Raw genomic sequence first — 16,146 nt, 5'->3', positions numbered from 1 at the left:
AGAAATACGTTTACACAAGCGTCTTTGCTGACATTCCTTGACAAGTCGGTGTATTAAGAATTAGAACATAAATAGAACAAAAACCTTGTGGGAAAGGCGTGTCCGTGGAGGCGGGCAGGTCACCCAGCCTATATGGTGCGGCGAGAATTGGTTTCGGATGAGCGCGGAGATGTGTGATGGCTGGTAGCGTCAACAAGGTCATTTTGGTGGGCAATCTGGGCGCGGACCCTGAAATCCGCCGGCTGAATTCGGGTGACCCGGTCGTCAATATCCGTGTCGCCACATCGGAAACCTGGCGCGACAAGAATTCGGGCGAGCGCAAGGAAAAAACCGAGTGGCACAATGTCGTGATCTTCAATGACCAACTCGCCAAGGTGGCCGAGCAATATCTGAAGAAGGGCATGAAGGTTTATGTCGAGGGCCAATTGCAGACGCGTAAATGGCAGGACCAGAGCGGCCAGGAGCGCTATACGACCGAAGTCGTGCTGCAGAAGTTCCGTGGTGAATTGCAGATGCTCGATGCGCGCGGTGGGCAGGGCGAAGGCGGCCAGGTCGGTTATTCCGGCGGCAACCGTGACAGCTTCGGTCAATCCGGCCCCAGTGATTTCGGTGGCGGTCGCAGCTCCGGCGGTGGCTTTGGCGGCGGGAACGGCAATCGCGGCGGTGGGGGTGGCGGTTCGCGCGAACTGGACGACGAAATCCCGTTCTGATTTCTGCCGACAGCCCTGACATGATGATCTGGCGAGGAACTGTGACATGAGTGCCTTCGCACGCGTGATGACGTTCGGCCTGCTGTTCTTCGCTGCGTTGTCCGCTGCCGTTTCGGCAGCGGAGCGGCTTGATGACAAACCACGCATCGCGGTCGTTTCTGCCTTTCCACCCGAATGGATCTCTCTCCAGGCCGATCTCTCCGATCAGGTCGAACACGAAATCAACGGGCGCAAATTCATCACTGGAAAGCTCGCCGGCAAGGATGTCGTGCTGTTCCTCAGCGGTGTCAGCATGGTCAACGCGGCAATGACCACGCAGTCGGCGCTCGACCGCTTTGTCGTGACCTCCGTGATATTTTCAGGCATCGCCGGTGGCGTTGACCCTGCGCTCAACATAGGCGACGTCGTCGTTGCGGATCGGTGGGGGGAATATCTCGAGGCGGTTTTCGCGCGCAAAGTCGGCGATGGTTACGAAATTCCGCCCTTCATCTCCAAGGATCAATTTGCCGGTTACGGAATGATCGTGCCGCGTTCGGTGACTGTCACCCGCAAGGGCGGCGAGGAGACGAAGTTCTGGTTCTCATCCGATCCAGCATTGCTGGAGGTGGCTCGCAAGGTTGCGGCCAAGCTCGACCTGCAAGCATGCGCACCGGAAAACAAATGCCTTGCCAAACCGCCGAAGATCATCGTCGGCGGCAACGGTGTTTCGGGCCAGGCTTTCGTCGACAATGCCGAGTTTCGCGACTATGTGCACAGGACCTTCGACGCCAAAGTGCTCGACATGGAAAGTGCTGCGGTCGCGCATGTGACCTACAGCAACGGGGTTCCGTTCCTGGCGGTGCGGAGCCTGTCGGATCTCGCCGGTGGCGGAGAAGGCGCCAATCAGATGGCGACTTTCATGGCGCTGGCGTCAACGAATTCGGCCAATGTGGTCAAGGCTTTGCTGGCAGAAATGCCGTAGGGCGGTTGAGGCAGGTAAGGACACGAGGATGAAGGCGCGTATCAAATGGGTCGAGGGGCGTACCTTCGTGGGCGAGTCTGCGAGTGGTCACAAGCTGGTTCTCGGCACGACGTATGGCGACGACGGCAAGACCCCCGGCCCAAGCCCGATGGAATTGCTCTTGATCGGAACTGGCGGCTGCTCGGCCATCGACGTCGTGCACATTTTGGAAAAGGGGCGCGAGCAGGTCGAGGATTGTGTTGTGGAGCTGGATTCCGATCGTGCGCCGACGGATCCGAAGGTTTTCACGCGCATCCATATGCACTTCATCGTCAAGGGCAAAAATTTGTCACACGACAAGGTCAAGCGCGCGGTTCAGCTGTCGGCGGAAAAATACTGCTCCGCGTCCATAATGATGGGCAAGACAGCGACGGTGACGCACGACTTCGAAGTAATCGATACGGCTGCACAATTGCCTAGCCCGGCCGGTGTATGACCGCGCTGATTGGCGTCTGATCGATCTTGCCGGTTCGATCACGCCGTTGGGAAGCGATCAGCCCGCGGCCAAGGCCTTGATGCCGTCGGCTACGAACTGGACAGCCAGCGCGGCCAGGATCACTCCGAGCAGTCTGGTCAGGATCGAGCGTCCGGTCTGTCCGAGAATTCCGTCGATGCGTTCCGCCAACACGAACACCAGATAGGTGATGAGCAGGCAGGCCAGGATGATGGCGAGCAACGCCAACTGACCGCCGATACCTTGAAACGAACTCGACAGCAGGACGGTGGCCGAGATGGCGCCAGGGCCGGCGATCAGTGGGATGGCCAGCGGAAAAGCCGCGATGTTGTGGATGTGATCCTTGGTGATCGCTACATCCGCGCTTTTTTCTTTGCGATCCTGCCGACGTTCGAAAACCATCTCGAAGGCGATGAAGAACAGCAGGAAGCCGCCGGCCACACGGAAGGCCGGCAGAGTGATGCCGAATACCGATAGGATCGAAGCGCCAGCCACTGCAAACAGCGCGATGACCAGAAAACCGATGATCGAAGCGCGAACCGATACCTGGCTGCGCTGCTCCCTGTTCATGCCTCGGGTCACCGCGAGAAAAAGCGGCGCGAGCCCTGGTGGGTCTATGGTCACGAGCAGTGTCACGAAGGCGTTGAAGAGGCTTTCGTAGCTCGGCATGCCGTTCCCTCTCTCGGCGCAACCGGATCATTGGTAGCGCTATTATGAGGGAGTTGCCAACGCTCAGTCAGGCAACAATCGGCGTTAGTCGTCTGAACTGCAATAGGCCTCTATTCTGTAGCCGTCAGGATCGATGGCAAAGGCCGCGAAATAGCCGTCGCCATAATCGGCGCGCAGGCCGGCCTCGCCATTGTCGTCGCCGCCATGAGCAAGTGCTGCTGCGTGGAAGGCACGAACACTGTTCCGGTTTGGTGCGGCAAAGCAGAAATGAAGACCCGATGCCATATCGGCCGGCACCGGCCGGTCAGTTTGGAGAATCCAGAGAGAGACGCCGTCGCGACCGTAACCCAGCGAACCCGGAAATTCACTGAGGCACGAATAGCCGAGCGGGGCCAGGACAGCGTCATAGAAGGTCTTGGAGCGGGATTGGTCTGCAACGCCGATAGAGACATGGTCGAGCACTTTGAACCTCGCTTTGAGTTGTTTTTAAAAGGGAGATCACGCGATGCGTCGCGCCAGGAATTCCACTTGCAGATGCCAGTCTCCTTCATCACTGGCACGCTCCCCAAGCCAGCGGAACGAATGGTCGCTGATTTCGGTAAAGCGCCAGCGAGTTCTTGTTCCGCTGTCATCGCTGCCGAGCTGGACGATGTCCGCACCGTCGGAACGGCCTGTCTGTCGACTGTAGTATTGCGTGCGCGGATCGCTCCACAGGATATGCCAGGCATCGATGCCGGGGTCATAGACCCGAAGAGTCGTGCCATAAAATTTCCAGGGGCCGAGTTCAGGCGAGGGGCCAGCGTCGCGCGCAGGCAGGATCCAAACGTCCTGGATCGCCCGTCCCTCCAGCGCCCAGCCGAAATGGATTTCGCCGCGACCGGTGAGCAGCTTGCCCTCATCGGTCCAACGTTTGGCGTCGAAACTCCATGCTCCGACAAACCGGCCGTAGAGCGCGAGCTTATCAACATGGGCGGAGAAGGGCTCCGACGCGTGTAGGGCCTCGGCGAAGGAGTTTGGGCGATGCATAGCAACCTCGAACCTGTCAGGAGACATCAGCGGCATAGCGCTTGCCTGCTGTCTGGGCTTGGGAAAAATTGCTAAATCCCGACGATGAGCCAGCAGGTACGGATACTTGCCCAAGGGTCCGGATGGAGCGTTGCCGACATTGTTTGTACGGCGGCGGTGGACGAGCGCCCGTTCGAGGAAGAGCACGGCTCGTTCTGTGTCGCGGCCGTCATGCGCGGGACCTTTCGTTACCGCTCGAACCAAGGAGCGGCGGTCATGACGCCAGGCTCTTTGCTGCTCGGCAACGCAAAGACCTGTTTCGAATGCGGGCACGAGCACAGCAATGGCGACCATTGCCTGTCCTTCCAATTCTCTCCTGAGGCATTGGAAAGCGTTATGGCGACTGTGCCTGGCGCCAGGCACATGAAGTTCGATGCACCGAACCTGCCGGCGCGGCCGGAGCTTGCTGCACTTCTTGCGGATGCCGAAGTCGCGCGCAGTGAAGGTGACGCCAAGGAATTGGAGGAGGTCGCGTTGCGACTGGCAGGTGCTACCGCGACTTTGACGACCGGATCGCCAAGAAGACCGGTAAAAGTCAGCCAACGCGATGAAAAGCGGGTCGCGGAAGCGATACGCCTAATAGAGTCACAAAGCGAGGAGCATCTGTCGCTGTCCGACTTGGCAGGCAAGGCTGCGACCAGCCCATATCATTTCCTGCGTTCATTCCGCGCGATCGTTGGCCTGACCCCTTATCAGTTTCTGCTGAGGACAAGATTGCATCGCGCTGCCGTCCGGTTGCGGATCGCCGGAGATGCGGTTTCGAGGATCGCCTTCGAGGCCGGTTTTGGAGATTTATCCACCTTCAATCGCCGTTTCCGGAGAGTGATGGGGCAAACGCCGAGCGAATACAGGTTATCCAGCCGGCCTGTTCCGGAACTGCGCCGGCTACGTGTGTAAGGGGCAAAAATCCGTCGCAACCTTGGATGGTTGAGGGAGGGATTTCGCCGGTAGGGCAGCGGCAAGGGGCGGGCGCATTTCACACGGCTGCCACAATCTCTCGAGCTTCATCGGTGCCGTCTTTCCGGGCTCTGGCTATCTCTTTGAAAAGACTTCAAAAATAAGCGCTGGAAAACATCGGTTCGTTGGTGAAAAACCTCGCTCTCGCATTGGAGAATGGCCCGTCTTTCCTATATAAGAGGCCAGTGATTCCCAATTGATTGCGATCCATTTTGACCGACCAGAAAACACCGCAGGGGCCTGAGGGTCCTTCAGGCATCGAGCCGATTTCCATCATCGAGGAGATGCAGCGCAGCTATCTCGATTACGCCATGAGCGTGATCGTCAGTCGCGCGTTGCCCGACGTGCGCGACGGCATGAAACCGGTGCACCGGCGCATCCTGTTTGCCTCGCATGAGAGCGGCTATCATTGGAACCGCAAATATGTGAAGTCGGCGCGTCCGGTCGCCGACGTGATGGGTAAATACCATCCGCATGGCGACGCTTCGATCTACGACGCCTTGGTGCGCATGGCGCAGGACTGGTCGATGCGCGTTCCGCTCATCGATGGACAGGGCAATTTCGGCTCGATCGATGGCGATCCGCCGGCGGCGATGCGTTATACGGAATCGCGCCTGACCAAGGTCGCGCACGAATTGCTGGAAGACATCGACAAGGATACTGTCGATTTCCAGGATACCTATGATGCGTCCGGGCAGGAGCCGCGTGTCCTGCCTGCGCGTTTCCCGGCACTGCTGGTCAACGGTGCCGGCGGTATCGCCGTCGGCATGGCGACGAACATCCCGCCGCACAATCTGGTGGAGGTCTGTAACGGCGCTATCGCCGTCATGGAAAACCCGGCCATCGACCTGACCGAGATGATGGAGATCATTCCCGGCCCGGACTTCCCGACCGGCGGCCTTATCCTTGGCCGCTCCGGCATCTACAATGCCTATTCGTCCGGCCGTGGTTCGGTCGTCATGCGCGGCAAGGTGCATGTCGAGGAAATGCGCGGCGATCGCGAAGCCATCGTCATCACAGAGGTTCCCTATCAGGTGAACAAGGCCTCGATGATCGAGAAGATGGCCGAACTGGTGCGCGAGAAACGCATCGAAGGCATCTCCGACATCCGCGACGAGAGCGATCGCCAAGGCTATCGCGTGGTGATCGAACTGAAGCGCGACGCCAATACCGAGGTGATCCTCAACCAGCTTTATCGCTTCACGCCGCTGCAGACCTCGTTCGGCGCCAATATGGTGGCGCTCAACGGCGGCAAGCCGGAAGTGATGACGCTGCTCGACATGCTGCGTGCCTTCGTGGCTTTCCGCGAGGAAGTCATCAGCCGGCGTACCAAGTTCCTGCTGCGCAAGGCGCGCGACCGCGCCCACGTCCTGGTCGGCCTGGCCATCGCCGTCGCAAACATCGACGAAGTCATCAAGCTGATCCGCAACGCGCCGGATCCTCAATCGGCGCGCGACCAGTTGATGACGCGCCGCTGGCCGGCTGCCGATGTGGAGGGGCTGATCCGCCTGATCGACGACCCGCGTCATCGCATCAACGAGGACGGCACTTACAATCTCTCCGAGGAACAGGCTCGTGCCATCCTCGAACTGCGCCTGCAGCGCCTGACCGCTCTGGGGCGTGACGAGATCGCCGACGAATTGAACAAGATCGGCGCCGAAATCGCCGATTACCTCGATATTCTGGCATCCCGCGCGCGCATCCAGCAGATCGTCAAGGACGAGCTTATCGCCGTCCGCGACGAGTTCGGCACGCCGCGCCGTACCGAGATCACCGATGCCGGCTCCGACATGGAGGACGAGGACCTCATCCCGCGCGAGGATATGGTCGTCACGGTCTCGCATTCGGGCTACATCAAGCGTGTGCCTCTCTCGCTCTACCGGGCGCAGCGCCGCGGCGGCAAGGGTCGCTCGGGCATGTCGACCAAGGACGAGGATTTCGTCACGCGACTGTTCGTAGCCAACACGCACACGCCGATCCTGTTCTTTTCCTCGCGCGGCATCGTCTACAAGGAGAAGGTCTGGCGCCTGCCGATCGGTAACCCCCAATCTCGTGGCAAGGCGCTGATCAACATGCTCCCGATCGAGAACGGCGACCGTATCACTGCCATCATGCCGTTGCCTGAGGACGAGTCGAGCTGGGGCGAACTGGACGTCATGTTCGCCACCACGCGCGGTACTGTGCGCCGTAACAAGCTGTCGGACTTCGTCGACGTCAAGCGTAACGGCAAGATCGCGATGAAGTTCGACGAGGAGGGCGATGCCATCCTCGCGGTCGAAACCTGTACCGACAATGACGACGTTCTGCTCACCGCGAACAGCGGCCAGTGCATCCGCTTCCCGGTTTCCGACGTGCGCGTCTTCGCAGGCCGCTCGTCACAGGGGGTGAGGGGCATCAATCTCGCTGAAGGTGATAGCGCCATCTCGATGGCGATCATCGAACATGTCGACGCGGATCCGGCAGAGCGTGCGGCCTATTTGAAACGTTCCGTGGCCGAGCGTCGCCTCGCGGGCGCTGGAGAAGAGGAAGAGGTCGCGCTGACCAACGAGGAAGTTTCGGAGGAAGCCCAGCTTTCCGATGAGCGCTACGAATTCCTCAGGCAGCACGAACAGTTCGTGCTCACCGTTACCGAATATGGCTACGGCAAGCGGTCTTCGTCTTATGACTTCCGCCTGACCAGCCGTGGTGGCAAGGGTATCCGCGCCACCGACGTCTCGAAGGTGGGTGAGATCGGTCCGCTTGTCGCGGCATTTCCGATCGGCAACGACGACCAGATCATGCTGGTTTCCGACGGCGGTCAGGTCATCCGCGTGCCTGTGCACGATATCCGCTTCGCCAGCCGCGCCACCAAGGGTGTCACAATTTTCAACACCGCCGAAGGTGAAAAGGTGGTGTCGGTGGAACGCATCTCCGAGCCGCAAGGCGAAGATGAGGGTGGCGACGAGGAAGCCGCGGAAGGAAACGAAAATCCTGCTGAAAGCGACGGCAATGAGGGTGGGGAAGTCTGATCGGCCTGACCGATCTCCTGCATGAGCCGTCTGGGGCAAGTGCGAATTTTACCTGATGTTTTTGAAAGGCGGCTTTCTGAAGCCGCCTTTCTTTTTGAAGCGTGTCCAGGCTTGCCCGATCAACTTCGACCGGCTGGCGCATGGGGCTTTTCCTGATGATGGTTTCTGGTGTTGCGCCTGCCGGCTTGCACAATCCACGTCTGAGAGAACGAATGGAACAGAAGGAACCGAACCTCCGGCTAGCAGATCCATCGGAGCTCGAGGCTGTGGTATCGCTGACTGAACGAGCCTATGCGGTCTATACGCAACTGCTTGGCGCACCGCCCATTCCAGTCAGCGAGGATTACGGTCCGCGTATCGCGTCGAAACAGGTGTGGTTGCTGGAACTGTCAAACACGCCGGTTGGCCTGGTCGTCCTCGAACCGCATACCGATCATATACTGATCTTTTCCATAGCCGTTGCGCCGGAATTCCAAGGTAGGAAATTTGGTGCCCGACTGCTGCAGTGGGCTGAGGAAAAAGCGGGCGAAAACGGGATCGACCTGATCAAGCTCTATACAAACGCCAAAATGGAACGGAACATCGCGCTGTATTCAGCCTTTGGCTATCGCGAAACCGGCAGGCGGGACAACCCAAAACGTCCGGGTTGGATCGTGGTGGATATGGAAAAGCGGCTCACCTAGCACAGCAGATGAGCGTGAGATTGCCTAGCGATGCTTGCCGAAACGATGGCGGCGATCGAGATCGTCGAGGCGCACGCGCTCGGCTTCCTGGTGCAGGCCGAAAACGGTCGCGATCAGCATGGCTACGGTCATTGCGGTGGCGAGCATGAGGATCATCATGGCTTTAATCTCCTGTTCCCTAAACGAGCAGAAGGTGAATTGGTTTCACCGCGTATGATCATCTGTACGTGAACAGACTTTAACCGTGTGTGATCGTGCCGTTCATCTGCTGTTCATGGTTGACGAAGGGTTCACGGGCGCGCTGGTGGGCATTTGCGTTCCGGCCCGCTGCCCGCTAGAAGCAGCATCATGACCGAACGCATCGCTCTCTATGCCGGCTCTTTCGACCCACTGACCAACGGCCATCTCGATGTGCTGAAGGCATCGCTGGCGATCGCCGACACGGTCTTTGCGGCGATCGGCATCCAAGCGTCGAAGACACCGCTGTTTTCCTTCGATGAGCGTGCGGAACTGATCGAAAAGGCTGCCGCTGCCGAGTTCGGCAGTGAAGCCAAGCGCATCCGCGTCGTCTCCTTCACCGGGCTGGTTATCGATGCGGCCCGAAAAAACGGCGCCTCGATCATGATCCGCGGCCTGCGCGACGGCACCGATCTCGATTACGAGATGCAGATGGCCGGCATGAACGAAACGATGGCGCCGGAGCTGCAGACCGTTTTTCTGCCGGCGAGCCCGTCGGTGCGCACGATTACGGCCACATTGGTCCGCCAGATAGCCTCGATGGGCGGCGACATTCGCCCCTTTGTTCCGGTGGCTGTTGCCGGCGCACTCAAAGCCAAATTCGCGAAATAGGTTCTGAACCCTAGATATTTCGGAGATCATTCCATGCAGCTCAAAAAGCTTGCCGCTTTCCTCGTCGTGCTTGCCGGCCTTTTCGGCGCGTCGCAGGCTTTTGCGGCAGATCCTGAAAACACCATGGTTATCACGTTGAAGGATGGTGACGTGATCGTTGCCCTGCGGCCTGACCTCGCGCCCAAGCATGTCGCCCAGATCAAGAAGCTGGTCCGCGAGGGTGCCTACGACAACGTAGCCTTCCACCGTGTCATCGACGGCTTCATGGCTCAGACCGGTGATGTGCAGTATGGCAATATGAAAAAGGGCTTCGATGCCAGCCTCGCAGGCACCGGTGGTTCGAAGGAACCCGACCTGCCGGCCGAATTCTCCAAGGAAAAGTACGTGCGGGGTGTCGTCGGCATGGCGCGGTCGCAGGATCCGAACTCGGCGAATTCGCAGTTCTTCATCATGTTCGCGCCCGCGTCGTCGCTCAATGGCCAATACACCATTGTCGGCAATGTCGAGAAGGGCATGGAATTGGTCGACAACATCAAGAAGGGCGACGCTGCCGACAACGGGTCGGTTTCCGACCCCGACCGTATGGTCAAGGTTCGCATTGCCGCTGACAAGAACTAAGTTTTATCAAAAGGATATCCAAAATGGCTGAAATCAAGGATCGCGAAAACGCGCTGATCATGGAAACGACCAAGGGTCAGGTCGTCATCGAATTGTTCCCGGATCTCGCACCGGGCCATGTCGGCCGCATCAAGGAACTGGCACGTGAAGGCGCCTATGATGGCGTCGTCTTCCATCGCGTCATCGACGGCTTCATGGCCCAGACCGGCGACGTCAAGTTCGGCAAGTCGGGCGGCAAGGATTTCAATCCATCGCGCGCCGGCATGGGCGGTTCCGAAAAGCCGGACCTGAAGGCCGAATTCTCCAACGTCAATCACGCACGCGGCACCTGCTCGATGGCACGCGCACAGAACCCGAATTCGGCGAATTCGCAGTTCTTCATCTGCTTCGAGGATGCCGGCTTCCTCAACCGTCAGTACACGGTCTGGGGTCAGGTCATCGAAGGCATGGAGAATGTCGACAAGATCAAGCGCGGCGAGCCCGTGCAGGATCCCGACAAGATCGTGTCGCTGAAGGTCGCAGCGGACGTCGCGGCCTAAATCCGATGGCTGGCGTTCTCTGGTCGCTTCTCGGCGTCCTTGCGGGCGCCTTCATCGCCATCCAGGCTCCTATCAATGCCCAGCTCGCTCGCGGGCTGGGTGTGCCTGTCGCCGCTGCCGCCATTTCGTTCCTGGCCGGCGCGATCGTCCTTGGTGTCGTCACGTTCTTCACCACCCGGGCACAGGGCATCGCCATCGACTGGCGCGCACCGGCGCCGTGGCTCTTCCTCGCAGGCGGAGCGCTTGGTGCGGTCTATGTCACGAGCTCAGTGCTTCTTACGCCCAGGATCGGCGCCGCCGCGCTGATGGCTTTCCTTGTCGCTGGGCAGCTTCTGGCAGGCATGCTGGTCGACCGGATCGGTTTTCTCGGCGTGGCGGTCCGCGAAATCTCGATGGGGCGCATTGTCGGTGCTGCACTGTTGCTGGTGGGCGCGCTGATGATCCGGCTCTATTGATGTCGAGCAGAGAATGAGACTACCGCCGGATCAGGGCGTTGGTGGTGCAAAAGCCACGGTGGCGCATTGGTCCGGATCGCGCTATTGCCGCTGCCATGAAAGTGGATCTCTTCGATTTCGACCTGCCTGAGGAGCGTATCGCGCTTCGCCCTGCCGAACCACGCGATGCCGCGCGGCTCTTGGTCGTGCGGCCGGGCGCGGAGCTGACCGACAAGGTGGTGCGCGACCTGCCGTCGCTGCTCGATCCGGGCGACGTGCTGGTCTTCAATGATACCAAGGTCATTCCCGCGCAACTGCGCGGTATCAGAAGGCGTGGCGAGGCTGCCGCCCAAGTGGAGGCTACGCTGCACATGCGCACGGGTGCCGACCGTTGGTTGGCGTTCATGCGTCCGGGCAAGCGTATCGCGCAAGGCGACCGCATCCATTTCGGCCATGACGCCAATTCCTGTTTCCTCGGCCAGCTTGATGCCACGGTGCTCGAAAAGCGTGATGGTGGCGAGGCGCTCCTAGGTTTCGATCTTTCCGGCGCTTTCCTGGACGAGGCGTTGCACGCAGTCGGCCACATCCCGTTGCCGCCGTACATCGCTTCCAAGCGCGATGACGATTCACGCGACCTTGCCGATTACCAGACCATCTACGCGCGGGAGGAAGGAGCCGTGGCTGCGCCAACCGCCGGCCTCCACTTCACTCCTGATTTGTTCGCGGCACTGGATGCAAAGGGCATCGAGCGCCGGTTCGTGACCCTGCATGTCGGCGCGGGTACCTTCCTGCCGGTGAAAGTCGACGATACTGCCGACCACAAGATGCATGCCGAGATCGGTTATGTCTCGACTGAGGTGGCGGATGCATTGAACGCCGCCAAGGCGCGCGGCAATCGCATTGTCTGCGTCGGCACGACGTCTATGCGGCTGCTGGAAAGTGCCGTGAGCGAGGATGGCCTGCTTCGCGAGTGGTCCGGCGCGACCGACATCTTCATCACGCCCGGCTATCAGTTTCGCACCGCCGATGCGCTGATGACGAATTTCCACCTCCCGCGTTCGACGCTGTTCATGCTGGTTTCGGCCTTTGCCGGACTGGACACGATGCGTGCCGCTTATCGGCATGCCATCGACGCCGGGTATCGCTTCTATTCCTACGGCGACGGCAGCCTGCTCTTCAGGGCGTAGCGGTCCCGAGGTCGGATTTCGGTGCCTTGGCCTTGTCGAATCCTGGAACCGGGCTGCCGAAAACGCAGTCGGGCCGAACAAGGGTTTTACCCCGGATTGTCTTGCTCCGCGCCGGCGGCTAAAGGCAGCGCATGAACGACAACTTTTCCTTCTCCCTGATCGCCACGGACGGCAAGGCGCGACGCGGCGAAATCTCCATGCCGCGCGGCAAGATCCGCACGCCGGCCTTCATGCCGGTGGGCACCGGCGGCACGGTCAAGGCCATGTATATGGACCAGGTGCGCGGCGTCGGCGCCGACATCATCCTGGGCAACACCTATCACCTGATGCTGCGGCCGGGCGCCGAGCGTGTGGCGCGACTGGGCGGCCTGCACGAATTCGCGCGCTGGCCGCATCCGATTTTGACCGATTCCGGTGGCTTCCAGGTCATGTCCTTGTCGAAGCTCAGGAAACTGACCGAACAGGGTGTCACCTTCCGCTCGCACATCGACGGCTCGCCATACGAGATGTCACCGGAGCGCTCGATCGAAATCCAGGGCCTGCTCGATTCTGATATCCAGATGCAGCTCGACGAGTGCACGGCGCTACCGGCTGACGCCAAGGAGATTGAGCGGGCAATGGAATTGTCGCTTCGCTGGGCCGAACGCTGCAAGACGGCCTTTGGTCATCAGCCCGGCAAGGCGATGTTTGGTATTGTACAGGGTGGCGATATCGCGCCGCTTCGCGTGCGTTCAGCGCAGGCGCTGTCGGCGATGGATCTCAAAGGCTACGCGGTTGGTGGGCTTGCCGTCGGCGAGCCTCAGGCCGTGATGCTCGACATGCTCGACATCACTTGTCCGGAATTGCCGGTCGAAAAGCCACGTTATCTGATGGGTGTCGGCACACCCGACGACATTCTGAAATCGGTGGCGCGCGGCATCGACATGTTCGATTGCGTGATGCCGACGCGGGCAGGGCGTCACGGGCTTGCCTATACCAGGCGAGGCAAGATCAATCTGCGCAATGCACGTCATGCCGACGACCCGCGTCCGCTTGACGAAGAGAGCGACTGTCCGGCCGCGCGCGATTATTCGCGCGCGTATCTGCATCATCTGGTGCGTTCGCAGGAGGCGTTGGGCGCCATGCTGCTGACCTGGAACAATCTCTCCTACTACCAGAGGCTGATGCAGGATATCCGCGACGCGATCGCGGCCGGTCAGTTCCAGGATCGCGCTGCCGTGATCACTGAGGGTTGGGTGAGGGGCGATCTGCCGCCCCTCTAGTACGCCGCCATGTCAGCCCTGGAATTCGGGAAGCCCGTTGGGCGCTATCCATCAATCGAGCTTTGACCAGCCGAAAACCTGCCATTTGTATTTGGACGTTTTTTCGGGCTCCGCCGTGTAAGTCATCTGGATATCGCCACCCTCGGCGTAGATGTCGAGCCGAGGCGCCGTGTCAAGTTTAAGCCACAGCGAATCGTTCTCGAACGACCAACTCCCGCACCAGACGCAAGGCCCTGACGCGGGGTCGCCCGGCTGATGGAAGTTGTAGGTACCGTCGGCTTTGATCTCCAGATAATCGAAAGCGGAGTAGAACGCGGTCACCGTCTGCTGGAACTCGTTGGCAGCCGCTTCCTCCTTCTCGGTGGGGGATCCCTTCAGATCCCGCGGTGGCCGAATAGCCGATCCAGCCAGTTTCCACTTGCCGATGAAATCCTTCTTGGTCGGCAGGTATTCGGTCTGAGCCTGTGCTGGCGCAACGGGTGCGATGGAGGGGGCCGCACCGATCAGGCCTGTCGCGAGCAACAATGCGGCCGCAGCCCTGGTTCGGTTTTTGAGGAGGCGCATCGTTTTCTCTGGAATGGGAAGGTTTGTCGGAGCCTGGCGAAGCCGGATTCGGTGATCAAAATCGCTTGGTTGGAAATCTCAATTCGAGCGGCTAGCACTGCTGGTCCAGGCGTCAATCGTTGTCCTATGCAGGGCCACAGTTCGGTGTTCTCATTCGGCTACGATGTGTTGGCGACGCGCGGCACCCATAGCCAGATGTCTGGATGGAATGTGCCGTGGCGGCAAGCGACGGGTGGTCATTCCTGTCTGAAATCGGCTTGAATGCATCGGGCGCGTCTGCCAAAACGGACGCGAAACAAAGGAAGGCCTGCCCGTGAAGACGTTTTTTGTGCAGTTCAAATGTGAACTCGGCAAGGCCTATGAAGTGGCCGCCGCGCTCGCCGATGCCGAGCTTGCCTCAGAAATTTATTCGACAGCCGGCCATTACGATCTGCTCGCGAAGTTCTACATCGACGACGACCAGGATATCGGCCATTTCGTCAATGAGAAGGTGCAGATCATTCCGGGTATCTCCGACACCTTCACGACGGTGACGTTCCGGGCATTTTAGAGAACGGTAAAGTGCCCGCCAAGTAAGCACTCCTTGCTCGGAAAGCTGTTTTGCCGCCCGATGATCGTGCAATTTTGACGGCTAGCGAGCTGTAACGATGCAAATTGCCGATTGCGCTTGATTTCCTCCCCGACGCCAGTTGAAATGGCGTCAGAGGGGAGTACGCGTTTGGCAGCTTTCGATGAGATGCTTCCGGAAACGACCGGGCTGAGGAGACCTTACTCGGCATATGATCGCTGGCTGAAAGAACAAGACCCCGGCCGACTTACCCAGAAAATGGAGGACGCCGAGCGGGTCTTCCGGAAAACCGGCATCACTTTCGCCGTCTATGGCGAGCAAGAAGCCTCCGAGCGTCTCATTCCCTTCGACATCGTGCCGCGCATCATTTCGGGCCAGGAATGGCGCCGCCTGGCGCTGGGCATCGAACAGCGGGTTCAAGCGCTCAACGCATTCCTGGACGACATCTACCATCGCCAGGAAATCCTGCGGGCAGGGCGTGTCCCGAAACAGTTGATCGCCGCCAATGAGGCCTTCCTGCCGGAGATGATCGGCGTGCGGCCTCCAGCCGGCGTCTACACGCACATCATCGGCGTCGACATCGTGCGCATCAGCGAAAACGAGTTCTATGTACTGGAGGACAACGCACGCACGCCGTCGGGCGTCTCCTACATGCTGGAGAATCGCGAGACCATGATGCAGCTCTTTCCCGAGCTATTCCAGCAGATCAAAGTGCGGCCGGTCGAGAACTACCCGGCGCTTCTGCGGCAATCGCTGGCGGCAGTCAAACCAAGGGGCGTTGAGGGCACTCCGACCATCGCGGTGCTGACGCCGGGCATCTACAATTCCGCTTATTATGAACACGCTTTCCTGGCCGACCAGATGGGCGTGCAACTGGTCGAGGGGCAGGATCTGCGTGTCGTCGACGGCCATGTCGCGATGCGCACGACCGAGGGCTACAAGCAGATCGACGTGCTTTACCGCCGCGTCGACGATGCTTTCCTGGATCCGCTGACCTTCCGTCCGGATTCAGCGCTGGGCGTGCCGGGCATCATGGATGTCTACCGCGCCGGCAACATCACCATCGCCAACGCGCCGGGTACCGGCATTTCCGACGACAAGGCGATATATTCCTACATGCCGGAAATCGTCGAGTTCTACACCGGTCGCAAGCCGATCCTCGGCAACATCCCGACCTGGCGCTGCTCCGAGCCGGACAGCCTGAAATATGTCCAGGAACACATCTCGGAACTGGTCATCAAGGAGGTGCACGGGTCCGGAGGCTACGGCATGCTGGTCGGCCCGACGGCAACCAAGAAGGAATGCGAGGAATTCGCCAAGAAACTCGCTGCCAAGCCTGCCAACTACATCGCCCAGCCGACCCTGGCGCTCTCCACCTGTCCGATCATGACCGAGAAGGGGCTGGCGCCGCGCCATGTCGATCTCAGGCCCTATGTGCTCGTGTCCGACCGCATTCAACTGGTGCCTGGCGGGCTGACGCGCGTGGCGCTGAAGGAGGGTTCGCTGGTGGTCAATTCCTCTCAAGGGGGAGGCACGAAGGATACGTGGGTGTTGGATGATTGAGAGCGAGTAGCGAATA

At 59.9% G+C, this 16,146-nt stretch carries 19 protein-coding genes; 14 read left to right on the top strand and 5 right to left on the bottom strand.

The window, feature by feature from the left end; translation table 11 throughout:
* Positions 1-176 precede the first annotated feature (176 nt).
* The 3 genes from ssb to L4923_RS03225 are packed head-to-tail and all read left to right on the top strand — an operon-like array spanning position 177 to position 2,146.
* Positions 177-710 carry a single-stranded DNA-binding protein gene (gene ssb / locus L4923_RS03235; protein ID WP_275448201.1) on the top strand — a complete coding sequence of 178 codons (534 nt, stop codon included), beginning with the start codon at positions 177-179 and terminating at the stop codon, positions 708-710.
* A 46-nt stretch (positions 711-756) separates the two neighbouring features.
* Positions 757-1,671 carry a 5'-methylthioadenosine/S-adenosylhomocysteine nucleosidase gene (locus L4923_RS03230; RefSeq protein ID WP_239361975.1) on the top strand — a complete coding sequence of 305 codons (915 nt, stop codon included), beginning with the start codon at positions 757-759 and terminating at the stop codon, positions 1,669-1,671.
* Positions 1,672-1,699: 28 nt separating this feature from the next.
* The gene (locus tag L4923_RS03225) at positions 1,700-2,146 is read left to right on the top strand and encodes an OsmC family protein (RefSeq protein ID WP_239361973.1); all 447 of its coding nucleotides are present in this window, start codon (positions 1,700-1,702) and stop codon (positions 2,144-2,146) included.
* Positions 2,147-2,203: 57 nt separating this feature from the next.
* Here L4923_RS03225 and L4923_RS03220 read toward each other — a convergent pair whose 3' ends face one another.
* The 3 genes from L4923_RS03220 to L4923_RS03210 form a co-directional block, all read right to left on the bottom strand.
* Positions 2,204-2,833, bottom strand: a complete 630-nt coding sequence (locus L4923_RS03220) for a MarC family protein (RefSeq protein WP_239361971.1) — start codon at positions 2,831-2,833, stop codon at positions 2,204-2,206.
* Between the two features lie 84 nt (positions 2,834-2,917).
* Positions 2,918-3,295 (bottom strand): VOC family protein, encoded by a 378-nt coding sequence (locus L4923_RS03215; protein ID WP_239361970.1) that lies wholly within the window; start codon positions 3,293-3,295, stop codon positions 2,918-2,920.
* A 36-nt stretch (positions 3,296-3,331) separates the two neighbouring features.
* Positions 3,332-3,859: a hypothetical protein gene (locus tag L4923_RS03210; RefSeq protein ID WP_239362071.1), complete on the bottom strand. Its 528-nt coding sequence runs from the start codon at positions 3,857-3,859 to the stop codon at positions 3,332-3,334.
* Between the two features lie 84 nt (positions 3,860-3,943).
* On the opposite strand from L4923_RS03210, the gene L4923_RS03205 reads away from it, so the two are divergent.
* From L4923_RS03205 to L4923_RS03195, 3 genes are all read left to right on the top strand, one after another.
* Entirely contained in the window at positions 3,944-4,795 is an 852-nt protein-coding gene (locus L4923_RS03205) for a helix-turn-helix transcriptional regulator (protein ID WP_239361969.1), read from the top strand.
* Between the two features lie 272 nt (positions 4,796-5,067).
* A complete protein-coding gene (gene gyrA / locus L4923_RS03200; RefSeq protein WP_239361968.1) occupies positions 5,068-7,863 on the top strand; it encodes a DNA gyrase subunit A in 2,796 nt (931 codons plus the stop codon).
* A 212-nt stretch (positions 7,864-8,075) separates the two neighbouring features.
* The gene (locus tag L4923_RS03195; RefSeq protein WP_239362069.1) at positions 8,076-8,546 is read left to right on the top strand and encodes a GNAT family N-acetyltransferase; all 471 of its coding nucleotides are present in this window, start codon (positions 8,076-8,078) and stop codon (positions 8,544-8,546) included.
* A gap of 24 nt (positions 8,547-8,570) precedes the next feature.
* On the opposite strand, the gene L4923_RS30870 is transcribed toward L4923_RS03195, so the two are convergent.
* Complete coding sequence (locus tag L4923_RS30870) at positions 8,571-8,705, bottom strand: hypothetical protein (RefSeq protein ID WP_275448200.1); 135 nt, start codon at positions 8,703-8,705, stop codon at positions 8,571-8,573.
* 189 nt (positions 8,706-8,894) lie between these two features.
* Between L4923_RS30870 and coaD the strand changes: the two genes are divergently transcribed.
* The 6 genes from coaD to tgt all read left to right on the top strand — a co-directional run bounded on the left by coaD (position 8,895) and on the right by tgt (position 13,435).
* The gene (gene coaD, locus L4923_RS03190) at positions 8,895-9,395 is read left to right on the top strand and encodes a pantetheine-phosphate adenylyltransferase (RefSeq protein WP_239361967.1); all 501 of its coding nucleotides are present in this window, start codon (positions 8,895-8,897) and stop codon (positions 9,393-9,395) included.
* Positions 9,396-9,428: 33 nt separating this feature from the next.
* A complete protein-coding gene (locus tag L4923_RS03185; protein WP_425530894.1) occupies positions 9,429-10,013 on the top strand; it encodes a peptidylprolyl isomerase in 585 nt (194 codons plus the stop codon).
* Positions 10,014-10,036: 23 nt separating this feature from the next.
* On the top strand, positions 10,037-10,552 hold the full coding sequence (locus L4923_RS03180; protein ID WP_239361966.1) for a peptidylprolyl isomerase: 516 nt from the start codon (positions 10,037-10,039) through the stop codon (positions 10,550-10,552).
* A gap of 5 nt (positions 10,553-10,557) precedes the next feature.
* Positions 10,558-11,007, top strand: a complete 450-nt coding sequence (locus L4923_RS03175; protein WP_239361965.1) for a DMT family transporter — start codon at positions 10,558-10,560, stop codon at positions 11,005-11,007.
* 95 nt (positions 11,008-11,102) lie between these two features.
* Positions 11,103-12,173: a tRNA preQ1(34) S-adenosylmethionine ribosyltransferase-isomerase QueA gene (queA, locus tag L4923_RS03170; RefSeq protein WP_239362067.1), complete on the top strand. Its 1,071-nt coding sequence runs from the start codon at positions 11,103-11,105 to the stop codon at positions 12,171-12,173.
* A 131-nt stretch (positions 12,174-12,304) separates the two neighbouring features.
* Entirely contained in the window at positions 12,305-13,435 is a 1,131-nt protein-coding gene (tgt, locus tag L4923_RS03165; RefSeq protein WP_239361964.1) for a tRNA guanosine(34) transglycosylase Tgt, read from the top strand.
* Positions 13,436-13,486: 51 nt separating this feature from the next.
* Here the strand turns inward: tgt and L4923_RS03160 are convergent, their stop codons facing one another.
* On the bottom strand, positions 13,487-13,999 hold the full coding sequence (locus L4923_RS03160) for a hypothetical protein (RefSeq protein WP_239361963.1): 513 nt from the start codon (positions 13,997-13,999) through the stop codon (positions 13,487-13,489).
* A gap of 313 nt (positions 14,000-14,312) precedes the next feature.
* Here L4923_RS03160 and L4923_RS03155 point away from each other — a divergent pair, with 313 nt between their 5' ends.
* Together L4923_RS03155 and L4923_RS03150 are read left to right on the top strand one after the other, a co-directional pair.
* The gene (locus tag L4923_RS03155; RefSeq protein WP_054311233.1) at positions 14,313-14,549 is read left to right on the top strand and encodes an Lrp/AsnC ligand binding domain-containing protein; all 237 of its coding nucleotides are present in this window, start codon (positions 14,313-14,315) and stop codon (positions 14,547-14,549) included.
* A 168-nt stretch (positions 14,550-14,717) separates the two neighbouring features.
* Positions 14,718-16,130, top strand: a complete 1,413-nt coding sequence (locus tag L4923_RS03150; RefSeq protein ID WP_239361962.1) for a circularly permuted type 2 ATP-grasp protein — start codon at positions 14,718-14,720, stop codon at positions 16,128-16,130.
* Positions 16,131-16,146 lie beyond the last annotated feature (16 nt).

This window comes from Terribium retamae, from assembly GCF_022347545.1.
GTDB lineage: Bacteria > Pseudomonadota > Alphaproteobacteria > Rhizobiales > Rhizobiaceae > Mesorhizobium > Mesorhizobium retamae.
The sequence above is the reverse complement of the archived record's forward strand: the minus strand, read 5'-3'. Positions and strand labels throughout refer to the sequence as shown.